Here is a 22,581-nt window from a genome sequence, read left to right as displayed (position 1 = left end):
CAGGCCGGTAGGCTAGGAGGCGCAGCTTCCTGCACCGCACCGTTCGCACCGCACCGTTCGCACTGCTCCGTCCGGCACCAGCCGGGGATCCGGGGCGCAGACCGCGGACCGCACCCAGCGGCCCTGTAGAAATTGGAGTTCCCATGGCAGCAAAATCCGTCCTCGACCAGATCATTTCCCTCGCCAAGCGCCGGGGTTTCGTTTTCCAGGCCGGTGAAATCTATGGTGGCTCACGTTCTGCCTGGGATTACGGGCCCCTGGGAGCGGAGCTCAAGGAAAACATCAAGCGCCAGTGGTGGCAGTCGGTGGTCCGCGGCCGCGAGGACGTCGTCGGCCTGGACTCCTCGGTCATCCTGCCCCGCCAGGTCTGGGAGGCCTCCGGCCACGTCGACGTCTTCTCCGACCCCCTGGTGGAGTGCCTCTCCTGCCACAAGCGTTACCGTGCGGACCACCTCGAGGAGGAATACGAGGAGAAGAAGGGCCGCCCCGCCGAGAACGGCCTGAAGGACATCGCCTGCGCCAACTGCGGCACCCGCGGCGAATGGACCGAACCCCAGGAGTTCTCCGGCCTGCTCAAGACCTACCTCGGGCCGGTGGCCAGCGAAGAGGGCCTGCACTACCTGCGCCCCGAGACCGCCCAGGGCATCTTCGTCAACTTCAACAATGTCCTCACCGCCTCCCGCCGGAAGCCGCCGTTCGGCATCGGCCAGATCGGCAAGTCCTTCCGCAACGAGATCACGCCGGGCAACTTCATCTTCCGCACGCGCGAGTTCGAGCAGATGGAAATGGAATTCTTCGTCGAGCCCGGTACGGACGAGCACTGGCACCAGTACTGGATGAAGGAGCGCATGTCCTGGTACACCGGCCTGGGCATCCGGGAGGAAAACCTGCGCTTCTTCGAGCACCCGCTGGACAAGCTCAGCCACTACTCCAAGGGCACCACGGACATCGAATACCGCTTCGGTTTCCAGGGCTCGGAGTGGGGCGAGCTGGAGGGAATCGCCAACCGCACCGACTTCGACCTCTCCACGCACTCCAAAGCCTCCGGCACGGACCTGAGCTACTTCAACCAGGCCACCAACGAGCGCTACACCCCGTACGTGATCGAACCCGCTGCCGGCCTCACCCGCTCCTTCATGGCGTTCCTGGTCGACGCCTACACCGAGGACGAGGCACCCAACGCCAAGGGCGGCGTCGACGTCCGCACCGTGCTCAGGCTCGACCCGCGCCTGGCCCCGGTCAAGGCCGCCGTGCTGCCGCTGAGCCGCAACGAGGACCTGTCCCCGAAGGCCAAGGACCTCGCCGCCCAGTTGCGCAGGAACTGGAACATCGAGTTCGACGACGCCGGCGCCATCGGCCGCCGCTACCGCCGCCAGGACGAGATCGGCACCCCGTTCTGCATCACCGTGGACTTCGAAACCCTCGACGACCAGGCCGTGACGATCCGCGAACGCGACACCATGAGCCAGGACCGGGTCTCCCTGGACAAGGTGGAGGGCTACCTGGCCGCACGCCTGATCGGCGCCTGACCATGGCGATCGCATACCGTGAATGGCGCGAGGGCGACGACCTCGCGCTGCTGGAAATCTGGGGCGGACCGGAAACGGTCCAGGCCGGACAATTCCGCGGCACGCTGGCGCCCTCGGGGAACGCCCCGTGGCGGCGCTGCATCGTAGCCGAGGACGTCGTCGACGGCGTGGCCATCCCGGTCGCCGCCGGGGTCGTCCACGAGGCCTCCCTGCACCCGGAACGGCTCTGGGCCTACATCGAGGTCGACCGGCAGCACCGCCGCGCCGGCGTCGGCTCCACGCTGCTGACCATGCTCCGGCACGAGGCGCAGCGGGCGCCGTCGGGCATCTCCAAACTCCGCTGCAAGGTGGAGCCGGGCACCCCGGGGGCGGCGTTCGCCGAGGCGGCGGGCCTGGCCCCGATCCAGCGCTCCCGCCTCGTCGTCGTGGAGCCGGGGGTGCTCAAGCTGCCGGTCTTCGGCGACGGGTCCGAGTCCGCGGCCTCCGACCAGGTGGAGGATCTGGCCACCGGTTCGGTGGAACTCAGCGACGTCGTGGGCCGCTACTACACGGCAGTGCACGGGTGGGACAGCCCCGGGGAACTGGGCATCGGCACCGTGCAGCGGCTGTTCCTGGACGAGCTGAGCGGGGCCCACGGCGCGATCGTGCTCCGGGCGCCCAAGGCCAGCGCCTTCGGCCAGGGCGTCCCGGCGAGCAGGAAGGGCCGGCTCGAGGCCTTCGCCATCAGCTACGCGGAGCTTGCCCCGGCCGAGGGGGAGGACGCGGCGCAGGCCACGTCCGGCCAGCCGACGGACGTGTTCCTGGGCCACGACCCGCAGCTTAGCCCGGAGCAGGCCCAGGCCGCAGTCCGGGACCTGCTGGCGCTGATCGCGTACCAGTACCCGGTCCTGCTGGAAGTGGACGACTCCATGACCGCGCTCCGTGCCGTCGTCGAGCCGCTGCTGGAAAGCGGCAGGGCGCATGTCCAGGGCGCCGAAACCCTGGTCGTCTCCGACTGAGCTTCCCCAACTGACTCGCAGTAGTTGTCGTTCCCACGCCTGAAAACGACAACTGCTGCGGGTCAGTTCGGCTTAACGGGCCTCCAGTGCCGGGACGACGACGGCGGCTCCGGCTTACCGGCGCCAGCCGCCCGGGCGCCGCGGGCCCTCCGCCTCGTCCAGCTTGCGCCGCTGCTCCTCGGTGGGTGCCCCGCCGCCGAGGTCCGCCGGCATCCACCAGTCGCCGGGGGCCGGCTTGAGGGGGAAGTCCGCGATCCCGGCGTCGATGCCGGCCTGGAGCACCTCGCGCAGCCTTGCCGCGGCGGCCGGCACATCCGCGGCCGGATCCGGGAGCAGGGGCTCGCCCACATGGATCCGGACCGGGGCACGCCAGGCCCGGCGAGGGGAGAAGCCGTGGTGCCGTGTCATCAGCCGGTGCGCGCCCCAGACCGAGACGGGAATGATCGGCACGCCCGCCTCGGCGGCCATCCGCACGGCGCCGGTCTTGCATTCCCGGACCCGGAAGCTGCGGCTGACGCCCGCCTCCGGAAGGATGGCGATGTACTCGCCGGCACGGAGCCTGGCGACGGCCTCGTCGTACGCGTGCGATCCCGACCCGTACCCCACCACCACCTGTCCCGCGGCGCTGATGGCCGGCCCGGCGAACCAGTGGTCCGCGGCGCCCTGGGTGATCAGGAACCGCAACTGGGCCCGGTTGTTCCGCCACAGCAGCAGCTCGCCGAAGGCGAAGTCGAAGTAACCGAAGTGGGTGATCGCCACGACCGCCCCCGTTCCCGGGGTGACGCGCCGGGAGGATCCGCCGGGGGAAACACGGCGCGGTTCCGGCGCCGGGAGATGCTCCCGGCCGGTGATGATGATCTGGATGCCCAGGAGCCAGCGCAGCGCCAGGCCGGTGCGGACGATGAAGCGGTAGAAGCAGTCGCTGGGCTTGGGCCGCCAGGCCATGGTGTGCCTCCTGCTGGATGAACCTGGAAAAGTGGGGTGCCCCGCGGGTGCCGGCCTTCAGGTGCGGCGGGGCGGCCACGGGATGAAGCCCGAGGTGGCCGCGATGTACTCCTTGTACCCGGGGCGGGCGGACATGGCCTGCTCCGCCAGGGGTTTCCCGGTCTTGCCGGCGAGGGTCCAGATCATCAGCGCAGGGGAGAGGACGGTCAGGACGCCGGGCCAGGAATCGGCGGCCACGAGGAACAGACCCGCCCAGACGGCGGCGTCGCCGAAGTAGTTGGGGTGGCGGGTGTAGCGCCAGAGCCCGGTGTCGAGCACGGTCCCGCGCCTGGACGGGTCGGCCTTGAACCGTGTCAGCTGCCAGTCGCCGGCCGTCTCGAAGACGAAGCCGAGGATCCACAGCAGGACCCCGGCCAGCGCCAGCCAGCCGGGCGTCCCGGTGCTGAACATGCCGACCTGCACGGTGAGCGAGACGAAGAACAGGACCACGCCCTGCGGCAGGTATACCCGGCGCAGCGCGTAGACGTTCCGGGAGCCGGGCGCGGCGGAGAGCATGTCCACATACCGCGGATCCTCGTGCCCGCCGTGTGCCCGGACCCCGATGTGCGCGGCCAGCCGGAGGCCCCACACCGCCACCAGGGCCAGGAGCAGCAGGCGGCGTCCGCCGTCGCCGTGGCCTGCCGAGAGCAGCCACGAGAGCGCGGCCACCACCACGAAACCGGGCCCCCACACCGTGTCCATCACCGAATGGCGGCTCCGCCGTACGGCGACAGCGAAAGTCAGCGCCAGCAGGACCGCGAGCGCCGCGGCCACCCAGGGAAGGCTGGCGAGGAAGGCGCCGAGCGGAAATTGCGGCATCACAGCACCACCATCACAGCACCACCATCACAGCACCACCGGAAGGCCGGCTCCGGCCGCGGGAAGGAGCCGGCGGAGGGCCTGGGTGTTGCGCTCCATCCCGGTTCCGGTTCCGGTGCCGGCCGCGAAGGCATCGAGGATGAATCCGTTCGCGAGCGCGTTCCACAGCCCCAGGCGGCGGAGCATGAAGTGACCGGCACCCTTGAGCGCGACATAGTCCACGGATCCGGCGACGCCTTCTGCCCGCCGGGCGTAGGCCAGCGAATTGGCCGGGCTGGTCCAGTGGTCCTCGGTGCCGTGCACGATCAGGATCCGCCGGCCGGCGACCGGGTCCACCGGGGTGGCCCCGTTCAGCCAGGGGGCGAGGGCCACCACGGCCTCCACCTGCGGGTGGTCCGCGACGCACAGGGCCGTCAGCCCGCCCATCGAGTGGCCGAGGAGATAGACGGGCACGCCCGGATGCTCACGGCCGATGTGCGCGAGTGCCCACCGGGCGTCCCGGACAGGGGACATGTCCTCCCCGTTCCACCCCCGGTACCGGTTGCGGAGGTTCCATACGGCCAGGCCGTGAGGGCCGCCCTGATCCCGGAGGGCCTGTACGAACGGCAACATCCGGGCCGGACTCAGGCTCCGGGCGCGGACCGCATCGTAGCTGTCCGCCCGCCCGCCGTGCAGGACCAGGGCGACGCCGCGGGTGTCCCCGGCCGCCTCGGCGATGCTCAGCACGGCCTTCGCCGCCGGCCCCGCCCCGGGCACAACATGTTCGCGGTCGTCGAGTTTGCGTATGGCCACGCCGGTGTCCTCCCATCCGTCAATTACCAAGCCTAGGTTGCCGCGCCGACAGTTCAAGGCCCGGACGGGGTCCAGGAACCGGCGGCAGGAATAATCCCCGGGCTCCGAAGGACCTTCCATTGGCCATTCGGAGCCGACGGCCGCACCGATGGCCCCGGGCTGCGGGGCTTCATCCGTCCGCCAGGACTCCGCGCACGCCGTAAAGTGGCATGGCATGAGGTTGAACTGCTGATGGGCGCCGGACATTCACATGCCCCCACGGAACATGCTGAGCCGACGCCCCAGGCGCGCGCCGCACGGAAAAAGGCCAACTGGATCCTGGCCGCCGTCCTGGTCCCGCTGGCGCTCCTGACGCTTGCGGCCATGGTCATGATGTGGCCCTCGGGCAGCAAGGAGGGCATCACGCTGGCCAGCCCGTACGCGGCGGCTCCCGGGGTCACGTTCGACACCGGCAAGATCCAGCGGGTCGTGGCGGGCAGCTGCACTGACGGCCCGCAGCCAGGCTCCCAGCCAGGCTCAGGACAAGGCGCCCCGGAGGGCCAGTCCGCGCCGCAGGGCTCGCAGTGCACCTTCGCCTACACACAGCCGGACAAGGGCGGCAACCCGGTCAAGGTGGTCATCAACCCCGACGTCGCCAAGTCCCACGGGGTCAAGCCCGGCGACAACATCCGCTACCTGAATCTCTCCGCGGTCCAGGGCGCCTCCGCCCAGGGTTCACCCGCCTACGTCTTCGTCGATTTCGTCCGCACGCTGCCCATCATCTTCCTGGCGGTGCTCTACGCCGTCGTCGTGATCGCGGTGGCGCGCTGGCGGGGGCTGCGGGCCCTGATCGGCCTGTTGGGGGCCTACGCCGTGCTGGTCTCCTTCATGCTCCCCGGCCTGGTCGAAGGGAAACCGCCGCTGCTCCTGGCGCTCGTGGGGTCCACGGTGATCATGATCGGGGTGCTGTACTTCGCCCACGGCTTCTCCGCCAGGACGTCGACGGCGCTGCTGGGCACCATGTTCGGCCTCGGCATCACCTCGCTGCTGGCGGCCTGGGCCACCGACGCCGCCAATCTCGCCGGGGTGGGCAGCCACGACGCCGCCACGCTCACCAACATCTCGGACCACATCTCCATCTCCGGCATCATCCTGTGCGGGCTCATCATTTCCGGGCTGGGTGTCCTCAACGACGTCACCATCACGCAGTCCTCCGCCGTCTGGGAACTGTGGGAACTCGCCCCGGAGACGTCCGCCCGCAAGCTCTTCACCTCCGCCATGCGGATCGGCCGGGACCACATCGCCTCCACCGTCTACACCATCGCCTTCGCCTACGCCGGCGCGGCCCTGCCCGTCCTGATCATCGTGATGCTTTACGAGCGGCCCCTGGGCGACGCCCTCACCAGCGCCGAACTGTCCGAGGAAGTGATCCGCACGCTCGTCGGCTCCATCGGACTGGTCCTGGCGATCCCCGTGACCACCCTGATCGCCGTGCTCGTGGTCAAGGCCACCGGGATCAAAGCCGGCACCGTCGGAGCCCGCATTAACACAGCCGACCGCATCGGCGCTGCCGGGCGGGTCGCGCCTCAGGCGCCGGACGACGCCGTCGGCGTCACCGACCGCGAGGTTGGCCCTGTCGGCGAGTTCGAAACGGTGCCCGAAACGCGCCGCGGCCGCCGGGCCGCAGCCCGGGACTGAGCCCGCTTATCCACATAGCCGGCCCGGATCCGGCCGATTTGCCCGGCTTTGAGACAATGGTCGGGTGACTGTTGTAGCAACGCCTCCCGCCCCCAAGCTGGAACTCCCGCCCCTGAAGCTGGGCCCCCTCACGGTGGACACCCCCGTGATCCTGGCTCCCATGGCGGGCATCACCAACTCCGCCTTCCGCAGGCTCTGCCGCGAATACGGCGGCGGCCTGTACGTCGCGGAGATGGTGACCTCGCGCGCGCTGGTGGAACGCACGCCGGAATCGCTGCGGATCATCGCGCACGACGACGACGAAAAGGTCCGCTCCGTCCAGCTCTACGGCGTGGACCCGGTGACCGTCGGTGCGGCCGTGCGGATGCTCGTCGAGGAGGACCGTGCGGACCACATCGACCTCAACTTCGGCTGCCCCGTTCCCAAGGTGACCCGGCGCGGCGGCGGCTCGGCCCTGCCGTGGAAGACCGACCTCTTCACCTCGATCGTCCGGACCGCGGTCAAGGAAGCCTCCCGGGGCAATATCCCGCTGACCATCAAGATGCGCAAGGGCATCGACGAGGACCACCTGACGTACCTCGACGCCGGCCGGATCGCCCGCGACTCCGGCGTGGCCGCCGTCGCGCTCCACGGCCGCACCGCCGCCCAGTTCTATTCCGGCCAGGCCGACTGGTCCGCCATCGCCCGGCTGCGCGAAGCCCTGCCGGACATCCCGGTGCTCGGCAACGGCGACATCTGGTCCGCGGAGGACGCGGTCCGGATGGTCCGCGAAACCGGGGTGGACGGCGTCGTGGTGGGGCGCGGCTGCCAGGGCCGGCCGTGGCTGTTCGGGGACCTCATGGCGGCCTTCGAAGGCAGCGACGTCCGGCACAAGCCGGACCTCCGCAAGGTGGCCGAGAGCGTCTACCGGCACGCCGAACTCATGGTCGAAACCTTCGGCGACGAGGGCAAGGCCCTGCGCGAGATCCGCAAGCACATCGCCTGGTACTTCAAGGGCTACGTCGTGGGCAGCGAACTGCGGACCAGGCTGGCGCTCGTGACGAGCCTTGAGGTGCTGCGCGGGACGCTGGACCAGCTGGACCTGGATTCGCCGTATCCCGGGACCGACGCCGAGGGCCCCCGGGGCCGGGCCGGCTCGCCCAAGAAGCCCGCGCTGCCCAAGGACTGGCTGCTGGACCGCACGATGGACGCCGAGCAGTCACGCGAGATCTGCCACGCCGAACTGGACGTTTCCGGTGGCTGAGACCAGGACCACCGCGCCGGTGCTGGACGGCTACGTGGCACGCGATTCCGCCCGCTGGGTGGAGGAGCCGCCCAAGTCCACCTACCGCTCTGACTTCGAACGGGACCGGGCCCGGGTTCTGCACTCCTCGGCCCTGCGCCGGCTCGGGGCCAAGACCCAGGTGGTGGCGCCGGACACCGACGACTTCGTCCGCACCCGGCTCACCCACAGCCTCGAAGTGGCGCAGGTGGGCCGGGAGCTGGGCCACGCCCTGGGCTGCGACCCCGACGTCGTGGACACCGCCTGCCTGAGCCATGACCTCGGCCATCCGCCCTTCGGGCACAACGGCGAGTCGGCCCTGAACGAGGTCGCGCACGCGATCGGCGGCTTCGAAGGCAACGCCCAGACCCTGCGCCTGCTCACCCGGCTCGAACCCAAGGTCCTGGCCCCGGACGGGCGCCCGGCCGGGCTGAACCTGACCCGCGCCAGCCTCGACGCCGCCGCGAAGTACCCGTGGACGGCCCAGGACGCCCCCGTCATCAACGGGCGGCGGACCAGCAAGTTCGGCGCCTACGAGGACGATCTGCCGATCTTCGGCTGGATCCGGGAGGGCGCCCCGGAACGCCGGTCCTGCCTCGAAGCGCAGGTCATGGACCTCGCGGACGACATCTCCTATTCCGTGCACGACGTCGAGGACGCCATCGTCGCCGGCCACTTCCAGCTGCGCTGGATGGACAACCCGGACCACCGCGCCCGCGTCGTGGGCTACGCCAAGCAGTGGTACCTGCCGCACCATGATCCCGCCGCGATCGACGCCGCCCTGGCCCGGCTGGAGGCCACCAGGGTGTGGGTGCGCGAGGCGGACGGCAGCCGCAAGTCCATGGCCGCGCTCAAGGACATGACCAGCCAGCTCATCGGACGGTTCTGCCAGAGCGCCCTGGAGGCCACCCGCGCCGTCTACGGACCGGAGAACCTCACGCGCTACCACGCGGAGCTGATCGTCCCGGAAGAGACCGTGATGGAAATCGCCGTGATGAAGGGCCTGGCCACCACCTTCGTGATGACCACCGAACACCGGCAGCCCATCTACGAACGCCAGCGCGAGGTCCTGCATGCACTGGTCACCGCCCTGAACGCCACCGGGGACCGCCACCTGGAGCCGATGTTCGCCGCGGACTGGCGGGACGCCGGGGACGACGGCGCGCGGCTGCGCGTCGTGATCGACCAGGTCGCCTCGCTCACCGACGGCTCCGCGCTGGCCCTGTACGAACGGCTCGTCGGCAGCCTGCCGTCGCTCTGGTGACCGACGCCATGTCCGGACCCTCGGCGTCGTACCCCGGCACTAGGATGGCACTGTGGCCGGCCTGATCAAACGCGAAGATATCGACGAAGTACGCCAGCGCACGGACATCAAGGAAGTCGTCGACGGCTACGTGACCCTCAAGGGCGCGGGGCTGGGATCCTTCAAGGGCCTGTGTCCCTTCCACGACGAGCGCTCGCCGTCCTTCACGGTCCGCCCGCAGGCGGGCCGGTACCACTGCTTCGGCTGCGGCGAGGACGGCGACGTCATCTCCTTCGTGCAGAAACTGGACCACACCTCGTTCCAGGAGGCGGTGGAGAAACTGGCGTCCAGGATCGGCTTCGAACTCCGCTACGAGGACGGCGGCTCGGGCCCCAACCGGGACGAGATCGGCCGTCGCCAGCGGCTGCTGGACGCCCACAAGGTGGCCGACGAATTCTTCCGTGCCCAGTTGCTGGCCCCGGCGGCCGCGGAGGGCCGCAACTTCCTGCACGGCCGCGGCTTCGACCGCTCCGCGTCCGAACAGTTCGGCGTCGGCTACGCCCCGCAGGGCTGGGACTCCCTCCTCAAGCACCTCCGCGGCCGCGGCTACACGGACCCCGAGCTGAAGCTGACGGGGCTGTTTTCCGAAGGCGGCCGTGGGATCTATGACCGCTTCCGGGGCCGGCTGGTCTGGCCCATCCGGGACATCGCCGGGGACACGATCGGCTTCGGCGCCCGCAAGCTCTACGAGGACGACCAGGGCCCCAAGTACCTCAACACCCCGGAGACCGCGCTCTACAAAAAGTCCCAGGTCCTGTACGGGATCGATCTCGCCAAGCGGAACATCGCCAGGGAACGCCAGCTCGTGGTGGTGGAGGGCTACACCGACGTCATGGCCTGCCACCTGGCCGGTATCACGACGGCGGTCGCGACCTGCGGCACCGCCTTCGGCACCGAGCACATCAAGATCGCCCGCCGGCTGCTGTCCGACGACGGCAGCGGCGGAGAGGTCATCTTCACGTTCGACGGCGACGCCGCCGGCCAGAAGGCGGCGCTGCGCGCCTTCGAGGAGGACCAGCGCTTCGTGGCACAGACCTACGTCGCCGTCGAACCCAACGGTGCCGACCCCTGCGACCTCCGCCAGGCCAAGGGCGATTCCGCGGTCCGGGACCTGATCAGCACCCGCCGCCCGCTGTTTGAATTTGCGATCCGCGCCGCCCTGAAGCGCCACAACCTGGACACCGTCGAGGGCCGGATTGCAGCCCTGCGGGAATCCGCTCCCGTCGTGGCGCAGATCCGCGATGCGGGCATCCGTCCGGGCTACGCCCGCGAGCTGGCCGGGTGGCTGGGAATGCCCGTCGAGGAGGTCAGCCGGGCCGTCGGCGCGGCCGCGAAGCGCGCCGTCCGGCCGGGAGCCGCCGGGGGATCCGCACCGGGAGTGGCACCCTTGCCGCCGTCGCCCGCCCTGCCGTCCTTCAACCGGCCCGATCCCCGGGACCCGGTAGCGGCGATGGAGCGCCAGGCGCTCGAGGTTGCCCTCCAGGAACCATCGCTGCTGGAAGGCGAGACGTGGCAGCGTTTCTCCGGGGCGCGCTTCTCGACGCCGGCCTACCTCGCCATCCACGAGGCCATCCGGGCCACCGGCCTCGGCCTCGCCGGGAATCCGGTGGGCTGGGTCGAGCAGGTCCTGCAGGAGGTCCCCGAGCCGCTGCGGCCGCTCGTGTCCGAACTCGCCGTCGTGCCGCTGCCGGCCAACACCGCCGACGGCGTGCTGCGGTACTGCCGGGACATCCTGGCGCGGCTGTTCGAGCTGCAGATCACCAGGGTCAAGGCGGACAAGATGGGCCAGCTGCAGCGGCTGGATGCCTCGGCCGATCCGGAGGAGTTCCAGCGGCTGAACCGGGAGCTGATGCAGCTGGAGATGGAGCGCCGGGCGCTGCGTTCGGACGCCTGAGGATCCGCTTCCGGGGGTCAATTTCGCTTCCCGGGCGGGTGTTTGCTAGGCTTATAGCCGCTTCATTCCTCCTTAGCTCAATTGGCAGAGCATTCGACTGTTAATCGAAGGGTTGCTGGTTCAAGTCCAGCAGGAGGAGCGCGCAGTCCCCGTTCCGGGTCACCGGGACGGGGACTTTTTTCATACCCTCTGGGGGTATCTGTTGTGTTCCGCCTGAACTCCCCCTGAACGGGGGGGCCGCCGATTTCCTATGTGGCGAAACGTTTGCTAAGGTCATACCTGCTTCATTCCTCCTTAGCTCAATTGGCAGAGCATTCGACTGTTAATCGAAGGGTTGCTGGTTCAAGTCCAGCAGGAGGAGCGGACAGGTCCCGCAGCCGGTTGTTCACCGGCTGCGGGACCTTTTTTATGCGCTCTCGCGTGTTTCGTGCGCGGAAGCTTCCGCGTGCGGATTCCTCAGTCCAGGGGGCCTCAGGCTCGGAGGCCTCAGACGAAGTCCATCTCGACGTGGAGGAAGCGCTCGGCCTCGGCCACGGCGGCCAGGAACGCCTCATTCTCGGTGGGGGACTGCCGGGGCTCACGCGGATGCCACTCGTGCGGAGCCGAATGCACCCGGGTGAAGCCGCCGCCGGGCGGGGCATAGAAAATGCCGAACCGCTGGACCGGCCATTCCGGAGAGGTCTCGGGCGCGACCAGCAGAGCCGAGTCGTGCGCCCGGTTGTGCCACTGGGCGATCGGACGGCGCCGGTCCTCCGTGAACAGGCCTCCCGCATATAAGGCCGCCGACTGCGGGCTGGTCTGGCTGCACAACCGCTCCCACCACAGAGGCAGGATCGCGGAGTCGTAACGCTGCCACGCGGCCGGTAGGGGTGGAGGGTCCCGCCAGGCGGACATACAGCAACTTTATCGCCAGCCGTGGATCGGGAACAGGGCAGCCGGACCACAGGACATCCCCCGGATCTGGACATGTCCCACGCCGGGCCGGACATGCCCATCGCCGGGGTTGGCGCGTGGACATATTCCCGTCATGCCCGTTCCTGCGCCTGAGGACGGGACATGCCCTCCCGTGGGAGTAGCCAGACGCCGGCCCAGCCACCGGACATGCCCCTGGATCCGGCCATGTCCCACGCCGGGGTTGGCGCGAGGCGCAGCTACTGGATCGAGGGGACGGTGCGGGGCCGGACGATGAGCCACAGGGCTGCGGCGGCGACCAGGATGCAGGCGGCCTGGACGGCGCCCATGGGCGTGGCGGATCCGATGCCGAGCCAGCCGACCACGGGCGAGATGAGCCCCGCCATCAGGAACGTCGCGGCGCCGAGCAGGGAGGCCGCGGTTCCGGCCTGGGCGCCGTGCTTGGCCAGGGCCAGCACCTGGACGGTCGGGAACGTGAAGCCGGCGCCCATGATGTAGAACCAGAGCGGCACCAACACCCCCCACAGCCCGAAGCCCAGCCGGTCGAAGATGACAATCAGTACGGCCATCACGAACATCCAGGCCGTGGAGCAGGCCAGGATCCACTGGGGCGGGACGCGCCGGATGAGCCTGGAACTGGTCTGGACGCCGGCGACGATGCCGAGCGAGTTGACGCCGAAGAGCAGGCCGTACTGCTGCGGGGTGAAGCCGTAGACGCCCTGGAACAGGAAGGGCGAGGCCGACAGATAGGTGAAGAGTCCGGCGAAGTTCATTCCGCCCAGCAGCAACAGGCCAACGAAGATCCTGTCGGCAAACAGCACCTGATACCGCTGGCGCGCCGTCATCCCGGTCTTCCCGCGCAGTTCCCGCGGCAGGGTCTCCCGCACGACAAAGACTGCCGCGATGATGACGCACGATCCGTAGCCGGCCAGGAAGACGAAGATGCCGGGCCAGGCCATCCACAGGAGCAACTGGGAGCCGATCACCGGCGCCACGATCGGGGCCAGGCCATTCACCAGGGCCATCCTGGAAAACATCCGCACCATGGCGTAGCCGCTGAACAGGTCCCGGACCATGGCCATGGCCACGACGCCGCCGCCCGCGGCGCCGATGCCCATCAGGACCCGGAACAGGCCCAGCGTGGCGATATCCGTGGACAGGGCGGCACCCAGGGACGCGGCGATGTGCACCGCCGTCGCCAGGATCAGCGGCGTCCGCCGGCCGAACTTGTCGCTCAGCGGGCCCACCACGAGCTGTCCGAGTGCGAAGCCGAGCGTGGTTCCGGTGAGCGTGAGCTGCACGGCCGCCGGAGAGACGCCGAGGCTTGCTTCCAGGGCCGGAAACGCCGGCAGGTAGAGGTCCACGGTGAAGGGCCCGAGAGCGGTCAGGGCGCCGAGCATCAGAATGTACAGGAGCTTGCGGCGGCGGCTCAGGGAATCGCCGGGATTCGCGGGTGTGGTCACAGAGGTCAATCCTAGGGCCAGGCCGCCCCTCCACCGGGCCGGGGCTGGGCCGGGGCCGGCCGGCGCCACACCCCGCCGCCAAAGCCCGGCCCGGACCCTGAATGGTACTTTTGACACCGAGGTGCGTGCGAAACAGCACAGACCCGGCCAATCCGTGGACACGGAATGACAGATGGAACCAGTTAGGCGGGACCGATGAGCGGGCGTCACAGCGGCGGGACAAACGGCAGGCCGCGCATTTCCGCGCTGCCCAGGACCCTGAAACTGATCTTCAAGCTGGTGCCACGGCAGCTCAATGACGAGATTGCCCTCGCCAAGATCGAAATCAAGCGCAAGGGCATCCAGCTCGGTGTTGCCGCCGCCTTCTTCGCCGTCGCCCTGGTGTTCATCGCCTTCCTCGTGACCGGTCTCATCGTTGCCGCCATCATGGGTCTGGCCACGATCATGCCGGCGTGGCTCGCGGCCCTCCTGGTCTGCGGCGTGTTCCTCGTCATTGCCCTGATCGTCGCCCTCGTGGGATACCGGAAGTTCAAGAAGGTCATGCCGCTGGTCCCCGAGGAGACGCTCCGCGGCCTCAAGTACGACCTTGGCATCGTCAAGGAAGGTTCCGCCTTCGACGCCGCGGTCCTGGACCCCGATTCCGCGCAGTACAAGGCCGACAAGGCCGCCAAAGCCGAGGCCGCCGCCAAGGCGAAGGCCGAAAAGGCAGCCAAAGCCGCTGCCCGGCCGGAGTTCGGGCCGCCGCCGAGCGAAGCCGAACTCCGGCGCCGCCTGGATCAGCGCCGCACCCACCTCACCGGGGTGCGGGATGAGCTCGATGCGGAGCTCGACGTCAAGCCCCAGGCCCAGGCCCTGCTGGCCGCAGCCCAGGTCCGCCTGGAGGACGGCAAGGAGCAGCTCAGCGGCAAGGTCGCCGGCTTCCGCAGCACCGCCGCCAGCAAAGCCCGGAGCTCCGCCGGGACGGCAAGCACCGCCAACCCCGCAGGAATCGCCGAAAAGCTCAGCCGGCGCTGGAAGCCGCTCGCCGCGCTCACCGCCTCGACGGCGGCGCTGGTGTACCTGCTGCGCAGGCTGGTCAAGGGCTAGGCACCCGCCGAGCTCCCGCGCACAATCGTTGTGAACTCCCGCGCTCAATCGTTGCCGGCCATGGAAAGGGGGGAACGGATGAAGTTCATCGGCGCTGGTGCCAGACCGGGCCAGCCACTGGTGCACCGCGACACGGTCTTCACGCTCCCCAACATCCTGACCGTGGTCCGCTTCCTCGGTGTCCCGCTCTTCATCTGGCTCGTCCTGGGGCCGAAGGAATACGGCTACGGCGCCCTGGTCCTGGTCATCATGGCGGGCACCGACTGGGTGGACGGCTACATCGCCCGCCGCTTCAACCAGATGTCCAACCTCGGCCGGGTCATGGATCCGATCGCGGACCGGCTCTCGCTGATCGCCGTCGCCGTGACGCTCGTGATCGCGGGCGTCGTCGCGTGGTGGTACCTGGCCGCGCTGCTGGTACCGGACGCCATCCTGCTCGCATTGTCGCTGTACTACTTCCGCGGCCACCCCGACCTGCCGGTGAGCCGCGTCGGCAAGATCCGGACGGCGCTGCTGCTGGTCGGAACGCCGCTGCTGGTGCTGTCCAAGCTGCCCGTTCCGGGGACGGAGGCCTACGTCGTGGTCGCCTGGACCTTCCTGGGCCTGGGCCTCGTGGGGCACTGGATCGCGGGCTACAACTATTTCCGGGCCATCATCCGCAAAGGCAAAACGCTCAATCAGCTCAATCAGCTTGAAAAGCTTGAAGACGACGACGACGACGGCGGCCTCGGCTGATGGTCTGGCTTGCGGTACTGCTGGCGGTCCTTGGCGCCTTTTTCCTGGCCATCGGAGCCCAGCGCCAGGGCAGCGCCGTCAAGGCCGACACCGGCGGGCTGGCGCTCAGCAGCCACGGCCTGCTGCGGCTGGTCCGCAACCCCCGCTGGGTCCTGGGGCTGCTGCTGCTGGCGGCCGGGATGGCGATGAACGCCGTCGCGCTGGTCACGGCGCCGCTCACCGTGGTCCAGCCGATCGGGGCGATCGCGCTCGTCATCACCACAATCGTCAACGCCAAGGACCAGGGGCTGAGCATCAACCGGGCCACGGTCGTGGCCATCTCCGCCTGCGTCACCGGATCCGCGCTGTTCGTGGTGCTGGCCATCACCGCGACGCAGGAAAACCGTCACGTCAGCTACTCGGACGAGCTGACCGTTGTGCTCCTGCTGGCCCTTGCCGTCGGCCTCTTCGGCACGCTCGCCGTGCTCTTCAAGCACCGCGTGAGTGCCTTCATCTACATCCTCGGCGCGGGTGTGCTGTTCGGCTTCGTGGCCGTCCTGACCCGCATTATCGGCAAGCACCTGCTGGATCCGAACGGGCTGGGCCTGCTGAACGTTCAGTGGTATTCGGTGGTCGCCATCGCGGCCGCGGGCGGACTCGGATCGTGGTTCGTCCAGAGCGCCTACTCCGGCGGCCCTCCGGACCTGGTGATTGCCGGGCTGACCGTGATTGACCCGATCGTGGGCATCGCGATCGGCATCACGATCCTCGGCGAACTGCGTCCCGACGTCCACGCCGTGACGGCGGTTGCGATGGGGACGGCCGCAACCCTTGCTATCGTGGGAGTGATAGCCCTTTCCAGACACCACCCCGAGGTCATCAAGCGAAAGAAGGACGCCCGGAAGGCCGCGGGCCGGGTGACCTAGGGCATCTGTTCAGACTTCAGCAGTACAGCAGCAGGCCCGGCGCCTTGCGCCGACGGCCGGCAGGCGACCAGAGACCCAGCTGCCCGCATCGTGACTACCAGGAGCTTCCCACGTGACCATGCCTGACAACCAGAAACCGCTGACGATCCTGATTGCCGCGGACACGTACCCGCCCCACCTCAACGGCGCCGCCATGTTCGGCTACCGGCTCGCCGGGGGAATGACCGCCCGCGGACACGACGTGCACGTCCTGGCCTGCCGTCCGAGCAAGGGCCCGAGCTTCAGCGAGTTCCGCGACGAAGCCACGGTGCACCGGATCCGCTCCCACTCAGTGCCGACGCACGAATACTTCCGGGTCACTTTTCCGTGGGAGATCAAGAAGGAAATCAGCTTGCTCTTCGACCGGGTGCGGCCGGACGTGGTGCACATCCAGAGCCACTACATGATCGGCGAGCACGTCCTGTACGAGGCCGTGAAACGCGGCATCAGGGTGGTCGCCACCAACCACTTCATGCCGGAGAACCTGAACCCCTTCCTGCCCTTCCCGCAGTGGTTCAAGGACATCGTGGGCCGCATTTCCTGGAAGGACATGGGCAAGGTCATGGGCCAGGCCGACGTCGTGACCACCCCCACGCCGCTGGCCGCCAAGGCCATGCACCAGCACGCCTTCCTGCGAAAGGTCCTTCCCCTCTCCAACGGCATCGACGCCGCGGCCTACGAGCCCAGGCCCGGCGAGACGGTTGAGCGGCACGCCAGCCCCACCGTGCTGTTCGTCGGCCGGCTCGCCGAGGAAAAACACGTCGACGTGCTGATCGACGCCGTCTCCAAGACCCCCGCGGACCTGGACATCCACCTCGAGATCATCGGCGGCGGCGAAGTCCGGCCTGCCCTCGAGGCGCGGGTTGCCCGGCTCGGCCTGCAGGACCGGATCAAGTTCCTGGGCCTGGCCAGCGACGCCGAGCTCCGCAGGGCCTACCTCGCGGCCGACCTGTTCTGCATGCCCGGCACGGCCGAACTCCAGTCACTGGTCACCCTGGAGGCGATGTCCGCCTCCACGCCGGTGCTGCTGGCGGACGCCATGGCACTGCCGCATCTGGTGCGCGACGGCGAGAACGGCTATCTGTTCACCCCCAACGACAGCGACGACCTGGCCGCCAAAATGGTCCGGGTGCTCACCCTTCCGGCCGGCGAACTCGAGGCCATGGGCAAGGGAAGCCGGGGCATCGTGGAGAGCCACAGCCTCGAACGCACCCTGCAGACCTTCGAGGATATCTACCGCGGCGCCAGCTACGACGACCTCGTCGTCTGACCCCTGCCCAGCAAGGCTGCGTAGCAAGCCGCGCGGTAAAGGCTGCGTGGTAAAGCCGCGGGGCACGGCCGCTTGCACGTCATGGACGACTACTATTGTTAGAGTGTTTTTGCCCGGAAGCAGTCCGGCCCCGCACGGGCCGCAACGGTTTCCGGGCGCGGGGGGCTATAGCTCAGCTGGTTAGAGCGCGGGACTCATAATCCTAAGGTCCTCGGTTCAAGTCCGAGTAGCCCTACCTTTTTCTGCGGCACGTCCCGATCCGGGACCCGCAGCCACGGGAGCCGTGGCCGATGTCCGACGTCGGCCCGGCTCCTTCTGTCTGCCCGTCCCCTCCCGCCCCGATCAGCTGCTGCTGCGTGCCTTCCCGTCTCTTCACCGGCCAGGCATTACTTGCGGGGCGCAGCACCCTGCGGTAAGTTACTGATCAGTAACATCACGCCGGCGCGAAGCCGGCGTCCTTTTGGTCGCCGCTGATCACGAGTGAAGGAATCCCATGTCCAAAGCTGAAACCGACATCAACAACCTCCCGTACGCCGATGGCGACTTCTTCGCCTTCGAGCAGCTGCTCAGCGGCAAGGAGCAGGACCGTCTGGCGGAAGTCCGGGAGTTCCTGGCCCGCGAGGTCAAGCCGATCGCCGTCGACTGCTGGAACCGCGGGGAATTCCCGATGGAGCTCATCCCGAAGCTGGCCGAGATCGATCTGGTCAGCCCGGTCAGGAGGCAGGGCTACTCCAACCTCTTCGCCGGAATCCTGCACGCCGAAGCAACCCGCGCGGACACCTCGATCGCCACCTTCATGGGTGTCCACGACGGACTCTTCACGGGCTCGATCGAGGCCCTCGCCTCCCAGGAGCAGCAGGATGCCTGGCTGCCGGACATCTACTCGCTGAAGAAGATCGGCGCCTTCGGCCTGACCGAACCCCTCGGCGGCTCCGATGTCGCGGGCGGAACCCGGACCACCGCGCGCCGTGAGGGCGGCGACTGGATCCTCAACGGCGCCAAGCGCTGGATCGGCAACGCCACCTTCTCCGACTGGGTGGTCATCTACGCCCGGGACCTGGCCGACAACCAGGTCAAGGGCTTTCTCGTGGACACCAGGACCGAGGGGTACAGCGCCACGAAGATCGGGAACAAGATCTCGCTGCGCACCGTGCAGAACGCGGACATCAGGCTGGAAAACGTCGTGGTGCCGGACTTCTTCAAGCTCGCCCATGCCAACAGCTTCCGGGACACCAACAAGGTCCTCAAGGTCACCCGGCTCGCGGTCGCCTGGCAGGCCGTGGGCCAGCAGCTCGCCGCGTTCGACGTCGCCCGCCGCTACGCCGTGGAGCGCAGCCAGTTCGGACGCCCCATCGCCTCCTTCCAGCTGGTCCAGCACCAGCTGGTGCAGATCCTCGGCAACGCCGTCAGCTCCATGGGCATGATGGTGCGCCTGTCCCAGCTGGAGGACGCCGGCCAGGCCAGGGACGAGCAGTCCGCCCTGGCCAAGGCCTTCACCACCGCCCGGATGCGGGAGAGCGTGGCCCTGGGCCGCGGCATCCTCGGCGGCAACGGGATCGTGACGGACTACGAGATGGCCAAGGTCTTCGCCGACGCGGAAGCCATCTACTCCTATGAGGGCACGCACGAGATCAACACCCTCGTCACCGGACGGGCCATCACGGGCATCTCCGCCATCGTCTGACGGGCCGCTGTCCGCGCTCCGGGGGCGGGGCCCGCAGGCCCAGGCGCCAGCCTGCGGGGGTGCGCTGTCAGCCCGGTCCGGGCTCGAGGGGGAGCAGCACGGAAGGCCGCAGGTCCATCACGAACGCCAGCGGGTTGAGGTACTCCCCGCCGCGGCGCACACCCCAGTGGATGCAGGGAATCGGGCCGCAGTGTCCGGGGCGCGACGACCCCAGGATGTCGCCCTTCGCGACGGCCGCGCCGGGAAGGAGTCCGCTCTGGACGGGTTCGAAACTGCTCCTCAGCCCGTTGCCGTGATCGATGGTGATGACCGGCCGGTCAACGACGACGCCCACGAAGCTCACGGTGCCGGCCGCCGGCGAGGTGACGGGGGCGCCGTCGTGCGCTGCCCGAAGGTCCACGCCCCGGTGGCCGCTCAGCCACGGTTTGGGCGGTGGATCGAAAGTGCGCAGCACGGCGGGGCGCGGATCCAGCGGCCAGCTCCATGCCGCCGCGGCGGGAACTGCCGCCCGTGCCGGCACAGCTGCCCCCGCCGGTCCGGCCGCGCCTGCCGCGACGGGGGATAGGGCCAGGAACAGGACCGCGAGGAGCGCCGGGATCTTCATCCGGCCAGCCTGCCGCCCGCCGCCTGCCGGCGGAAGCAGCGGCACGCGCCATGTGGAAAAGGGCACCCCGGAGCCTGCCGAAAGCGGTCCGGCGGGCGGGCCCCCTGTAGTACACTAGATGGAGCAGTTTGCTGTGCCCTCATGCTTGTTCAATCCAGGTTCAATCCAGGTTCAATCCAGGTTCAATTCAGATTGTCCAAGCCGGTACGTCTCATTCAGAGGTGCGGGGGAGCAGCGGCTGACTACGCGTATCCAGCCCTCCTCATTCGAAGCTTCAACTCTTCACTGTGCGGAGGACTGCGCTTCCTGCGGTCCGGACCTCCTGGGTCCGGATGGGGAGTGCAGTGGATGCCAGGAGCAGCGCCCGCCTGGGTGTTGCTGAACAACCGTCAACTATTGGCAGGGTAAGACAGCCTGAGGGCTCTCTCATGAATGACCTGCCGGAAGGAGCGCCGGCATGCCCGTCGTAACTATGCGCCAGCTGCTTGACAGCGGCGTCCACTTTGGACACCAGACCCGCCGTTGGAACCCGAAGATGAAGCGATTCATCTTCACGGAGCGCAACGGTATCTACATCATTGACCTGCAGCAGTCGCTGTCCTACATCGACCGCGCCTACGAGTTCGTGAAGGCCACCGTTGCACACGGCGGCACCGTGCTCTTCGTCGGCACCAAGAAGCAGGCCCAGGAATCAATCGCCGAGCAGGCCACCCGTGTTGGCCAGCCGTACGTCAACCAGCGTTGGCTCGGCGGCATGCTGACCAACTTCCAGACGGTCTCCAAGCGGATCCAGCGCATGAAGGAACTCGAAGAGATCGACTTCGACGACGTCGCCGGCTCCGCTTACACCAAGAAGGAACTGCTGCTCCTTCGCCGCGAACTCACCAAGCTGGCCACCAACCTCGGTGGTATCCGCAACCTCACGAAGGCGCCCTCCGCCCTGTGGATCGTTGACACCAAGAAGGAACACCTTGCTGTCGACGAAGCCAAGAAGCTGAACATCCCGGTTGTTGCCATCCTCGACACCAACTGCGATCCGGACGAAGTCGACTTCCCGATCCCGGGAAACGACGACGCCATCCGCTCCGTCAACCTGCTGACCCGCGTTGTTGCCGACGCCGTTGCCGAGGGCCTCATCGCCCGCCACAACCGCGCCACCGGGACCACGGAAGTTCCGGAAGAGCCGATGGCCGAGTGGGAGCGCGAGCTCCTCGAAGGCGGCAAGACCGAAGCGGCTGTTGCTCCCGCCGCCGCTGAAGAGGCACCCGCTGCGGCTGACGCCACTGCTGCTCCCGAAGCTCCCGCCGAGGAAGCACCCGCTGCTGCTGCAGAGGAAGCCCCGGCAGCTGCCGAGGCAACCGAAGTTGCTGACGACGCCAGTGGCGAAGCCAAGTAACTAAGCACAAGTAAATCCGGATCTCCCCCACATGCCGTCCGCGGTGCAGGGGGTACTGACAGGATGGCCGCTCACTCGGTGGGCAGCCGTCCTGTCGGTCCGTACACCACATAAAATTTCTAGACAGAGGGGTTCACATGGCGAACTACACTGCCGCTGATATCAAGGCTCTGCGCGAGCGCACCGGCGCCGGCATGATGGATGTCAAGAAGGCTCTTGACGAAGCCAACGGCGACGCCGAGAAGGCCATCGAAATCATCCGCATCAAAGGCCTGAAGGGCGCTACCAAGCGCGAAGGCCGCTCCACCGCGGAAGGCCTGGTTGCGGCCAAGGTCGACGGCGGCGTCGGCGTGATGATCGAAGTCAACTGCGAGACCGACTTCGTCGCGAAGGCTGACAAGTTCATCCAGCTCGCCGACAAGGTCCTGGCCGTTGCTGTCGAGTCCGGCGCTGCCGACCTCGAGACCCTGCTGGCCACCGAGGTCGACGGCAAGCCGCTGTCCGAGGTTGTCGTCGAAGAGGGCGCCGTCCTGGGCGAGAAGGTTGTTGTCCGCCGGATCTCCCGCATCGAGGGCGCCACGGTCGACGCTTACCTGCACAAGACCTCCAAGGACCTCCCGGCACAGGTCGGCGTGCTGTTCGCCGTTGACGGCGAAGGCGAAGGGGCCGCTACGGCAGCCCACGACGTCGCCGTCCACATCGCCGCGATGTCACCGAACTACCTCTCCCGCGAGGATGTTCCGGCCGAGCTCGTCGAGTCCGAGCGCCGCATCGCAGGCGAAACCGCCAAGGCTGAAGGCAAGCCCGAGGCGGCAATGACCAAGATCGTGGAAGGCCGTGTCACGGGCTTCTACAAGGGCGAGGTCCTCCTCGACCAGTCGTTCGCCAAGGACGCCAAGAAGTCCGTCGCACAGGTCCTCGAAGAGGCCGGCGTCAAGGGAACCGCCTTCGCGCGTTTCCGCGTCGGTTCCTGACCAGGAACAGCCGGACACCAGTCAGGCATTAGACAGACGCTAAGGGGGTGGTCACCGTGGTGGCCACCCCTTTTGCATGCTCCCGCTCCAGCCACGGCTGGATAGCACAGTTGGACCAGCACTGCCCAGACAAGCACCGCAAGACAAGCACCGCAAGACAAGCACCGCAAGACAAGCACCGCAAGACAAGCACCGCCCGGGCGGCATGCGTCCGCCCGGGCGGAATCACGCCCCGGCCCCCCAGCACGATAATCTA

The 22,581-nt window shown here is 68.4% G+C and carries 19 protein-coding genes and 3 tRNA genes; 16 read left to right on the top strand and 6 right to left on the bottom strand.

The window, feature by feature from the left end; all coding sequences use genetic code 11:
- Window positions 1–143: 143 nt before the first annotated feature.
- Both J9611_RS04245 and J9611_RS04240 read left to right on the top strand, forming a co-directional pair.
- Window positions 144–1,529 carry a glycine--tRNA ligase gene (locus J9611_RS04245; protein ID WP_211877991.1) on the top strand — a complete coding sequence of 462 codons (1,386 nt, stop codon included), beginning with the start codon at window positions 144–146 and terminating at the stop codon, window positions 1,527–1,529.
- A gap of 2 nt (window positions 1,530–1,531) precedes the next feature.
- Complete coding sequence (locus J9611_RS04240; RefSeq protein ID WP_211877990.1) at window positions 1,532–2,527, top strand: GNAT family N-acetyltransferase; 996 nt, start codon at window positions 1,532–1,534, stop codon at window positions 2,525–2,527.
- Window positions 2,528–2,641: 114 nt separating this feature from the next.
- Here J9611_RS04240 and J9611_RS04235 read toward each other — a convergent pair whose 3' ends face one another.
- The 3 genes from J9611_RS04235 to J9611_RS04225 are packed head-to-tail and all read right to left on the bottom strand — an operon-like array spanning window position 2,642 to window position 5,122.
- A complete protein-coding gene (locus J9611_RS04235; protein ID WP_211877988.1) occupies window positions 2,642–3,472 on the bottom strand; it encodes a lysophospholipid acyltransferase family protein in 831 nt (276 codons plus the stop codon).
- Window positions 3,473–3,529: 57 nt separating this feature from the next.
- Window positions 3,530–4,330, bottom strand: coding sequence for a DUF1295 domain-containing protein (locus tag J9611_RS04230; protein WP_211878075.1), 801 nt, complete (start codon window positions 4,328–4,330; stop codon window positions 3,530–3,532).
- 27 nt (window positions 4,331–4,357) lie between these two features.
- The gene (locus tag J9611_RS04225; RefSeq protein ID WP_372447758.1) at window positions 4,358–5,122 is read right to left on the bottom strand and encodes an alpha/beta hydrolase; all 765 of its coding nucleotides are present in this window, start codon (window positions 5,120–5,122) and stop codon (window positions 4,358–4,360) included.
- Window positions 5,123–5,353: 231 nt separating this feature from the next.
- On the opposite strand from J9611_RS04225, the gene J9611_RS04220 reads away from it, so the two are divergent.
- The 6 genes from J9611_RS04220 (at window position 5,354) to J9611_RS04195 (ending at window position 11,618) form a co-directional block, all read left to right on the top strand.
- On the top strand, window positions 5,354–6,799 hold the full coding sequence (locus J9611_RS04220; RefSeq protein WP_246527373.1) for a YibE/F family protein: 1,446 nt from the start codon (window positions 5,354–5,356) through the stop codon (window positions 6,797–6,799).
- A gap of 64 nt (window positions 6,800–6,863) precedes the next feature.
- Window positions 6,864–8,042, top strand: coding sequence for a tRNA dihydrouridine synthase DusB (gene dusB / locus J9611_RS04215; protein WP_211877986.1), 1,179 nt, complete (start codon window positions 6,864–6,866; stop codon window positions 8,040–8,042).
- On the top strand, window positions 8,035–9,324 hold the full coding sequence (locus J9611_RS04210; RefSeq protein WP_211877984.1) for a deoxyguanosinetriphosphate triphosphohydrolase: 1,290 nt from the start codon (window positions 8,035–8,037) through the stop codon (window positions 9,322–9,324). The genes dusB and J9611_RS04210 overlap by 8 nt, the downstream gene beginning before the upstream one ends.
- Window positions 9,325–9,376: 52 nt before the next feature.
- Entirely contained in the window at window positions 9,377–11,257 is a 1,881-nt protein-coding gene (gene dnaG, locus J9611_RS04205) for a DNA primase (protein ID WP_211877983.1), read from the top strand.
- A 66-nt stretch (window positions 11,258–11,323) separates the two neighbouring features.
- Window positions 11,324–11,396 (top strand) — tRNA-Asn (locus J9611_RS04200).
- Window positions 11,397–11,545: 149 nt separating this feature from the next.
- A tRNA-Asn gene (locus J9611_RS04195) sits at window positions 11,546–11,618 on the top strand.
- 125 nt (window positions 11,619–11,743) lie between these two features.
- Here J9611_RS04195 and J9611_RS04190 read toward each other — a convergent pair.
- Together J9611_RS04190 and J9611_RS04185 are read right to left on the bottom strand one after the other, a co-directional pair.
- On the bottom strand, window positions 11,744–12,151 hold the full coding sequence (locus J9611_RS04190; RefSeq protein WP_211877982.1) for a hypothetical protein: 408 nt from the start codon (window positions 12,149–12,151) through the stop codon (window positions 11,744–11,746).
- 257 nt (window positions 12,152–12,408) lie between these two features.
- Window positions 12,409–13,632 carry a multidrug effflux MFS transporter gene (locus tag J9611_RS04185; RefSeq protein WP_211877981.1) on the bottom strand — a complete coding sequence of 408 codons (1,224 nt, stop codon included), beginning with the start codon at window positions 13,630–13,632 and terminating at the stop codon, window positions 12,409–12,411.
- Window positions 13,633–13,827: 195 nt separating this feature from the next.
- On the opposite strand from J9611_RS04185, the gene J9611_RS04180 reads away from it, so the two are divergent.
- The 6 genes from J9611_RS04180 (at window position 13,828) to J9611_RS04155 (ending at window position 19,351) form a co-directional block, all read left to right on the top strand.
- On the top strand, window positions 13,828–14,718 hold the full coding sequence (locus J9611_RS04180) for a phage holin family protein (protein ID WP_211877980.1): 891 nt from the start codon (window positions 13,828–13,830) through the stop codon (window positions 14,716–14,718).
- A gap of 78 nt (window positions 14,719–14,796) precedes the next feature.
- A complete protein-coding gene (locus J9611_RS04175; protein ID WP_211877979.1) occupies window positions 14,797–15,453 on the top strand; it encodes a CDP-alcohol phosphatidyltransferase family protein in 657 nt (218 codons plus the stop codon).
- On the top strand, window positions 15,453–16,358 hold the full coding sequence (locus tag J9611_RS04170) for a DMT family transporter (protein WP_211877978.1): 906 nt from the start codon (window positions 15,453–15,455) through the stop codon (window positions 16,356–16,358). Before J9611_RS04175 ends, J9611_RS04170 begins: the two co-directional genes overlap by 1 nt.
- Before the next feature lie 112 nt (window positions 16,359–16,470).
- Window positions 16,471–17,667, top strand: a complete 1,197-nt coding sequence (locus tag J9611_RS04165) for a glycosyltransferase (protein ID WP_211877977.1) — start codon at window positions 16,471–16,473, stop codon at window positions 17,665–17,667.
- Window positions 17,668–17,828: 161 nt separating this feature from the next.
- Window positions 17,829–17,902, top strand: a tRNA-Ile gene (locus J9611_RS04160).
- Window positions 17,903–18,160: 258 nt separating this feature from the next.
- Entirely contained in the window at window positions 18,161–19,351 is a 1,191-nt protein-coding gene (locus J9611_RS04155) for an acyl-CoA dehydrogenase family protein (protein ID WP_211877976.1), read from the top strand.
- A gap of 67 nt (window positions 19,352–19,418) precedes the next feature.
- Here the strand turns inward: J9611_RS04155 and J9611_RS04150 are convergent, their stop codons facing one another.
- Window positions 19,419–19,955, bottom strand: coding sequence for a M23 family metallopeptidase (locus tag J9611_RS04150; RefSeq protein WP_211877975.1), 537 nt, complete (start codon window positions 19,953–19,955; stop codon window positions 19,419–19,421).
- A gap of 457 nt (window positions 19,956–20,412) precedes the next feature.
- Here J9611_RS04150 and rpsB point away from each other — a divergent pair, with 457 nt between their 5' ends.
- Entirely contained in the window at window positions 20,413–21,351 is a 939-nt protein-coding gene (rpsB, locus tag J9611_RS04145; RefSeq protein WP_211877974.1) for a 30S ribosomal protein S2, read from the top strand.
- A 137-nt stretch (window positions 21,352–21,488) separates the two neighbouring features.
- Window positions 21,489–22,325: a translation elongation factor Ts gene (tsf, locus tag J9611_RS04140; RefSeq protein ID WP_211877973.1), complete on the top strand. Its 837-nt coding sequence runs from the start codon at window positions 21,489–21,491 to the stop codon at window positions 22,323–22,325.
- The last annotated feature ends 256 nt before the right edge of the window (window positions 22,326–22,581 follow it).

Source organism: Pseudarthrobacter albicanus (assembly GCF_018224015.1).
GTDB lineage: Bacteria > Actinomycetota > Actinomycetes > Actinomycetales > Micrococcaceae > Arthrobacter > Arthrobacter albicanus.
This window is presented reverse-complemented; position numbering and strand designations above follow the sequence as displayed.

Excerpts from the sequence above, each read along its gene's own strand:
- J9611_RS04240 (WP_211877990.1), top strand. The coding sequence starts at position 1,532 with ATGGCGATCGCATACCGTGAATGGCGCGAGGGCGACGACCTCGCGCTG.
- J9611_RS04170 (WP_211877978.1), top strand. The coding sequence starts at position 15,453 with ATGGTCTGGCTTGCGGTACTGCTGGCGGTCCTTGGCGCCTTTTTCCTG.
- J9611_RS04235 (WP_211877988.1), bottom strand. The coding sequence starts at position 3,472 with ATGGCCTGGCGGCCCAAGCCCAGCGACTGCTTCTACCGCTTCATCGTC.
- rpsB (WP_211877974.1), top strand. The coding sequence starts at position 20,413 with ATGCCCGTCGTAACTATGCGCCAGCTGCTTGACAGCGGCGTCCACTTT.
- J9611_RS04220 (WP_246527373.1), top strand. The coding sequence starts at position 5,354 with ATGGGCGCCGGACATTCACATGCCCCCACGGAACATGCTGAGCCGACG.
- J9611_RS04245 (WP_211877991.1), top strand. The coding sequence starts at position 144 with ATGGCAGCAAAATCCGTCCTCGACCAGATCATTTCCCTCGCCAAGCGC.
- J9611_RS04175 (WP_211877979.1), top strand. The coding sequence starts at position 14,797 with ATGAAGTTCATCGGCGCTGGTGCCAGACCGGGCCAGCCACTGGTGCAC.
- J9611_RS04155 (WP_211877976.1), top strand. The coding sequence starts at position 18,161 with ATGTCCAAAGCTGAAACCGACATCAACAACCTCCCGTACGCCGATGGC.
- J9611_RS04230 (WP_211878075.1), bottom strand. The coding sequence starts at position 4,330 with ATGCCGCAATTTCCGCTCGGCGCCTTCCTCGCCAGCCTTCCCTGGGTG.
- J9611_RS04180 (WP_211877980.1), top strand. The coding sequence starts at position 13,828 with ATGAGCGGGCGTCACAGCGGCGGGACAAACGGCAGGCCGCGCATTTCC.
- J9611_RS04190 (WP_211877982.1), bottom strand. The coding sequence starts at position 12,151 with ATGTCCGCCTGGCGGGACCCTCCACCCCTACCGGCCGCGTGGCAGCGT.
- tsf (WP_211877973.1), top strand. The coding sequence starts at position 21,489 with ATGGCGAACTACACTGCCGCTGATATCAAGGCTCTGCGCGAGCGCACC.
- J9611_RS04150 (WP_211877975.1), bottom strand. The coding sequence starts at position 19,955 with ATGAAGATCCCGGCGCTCCTCGCGGTCCTGTTCCTGGCCCTATCCCCC.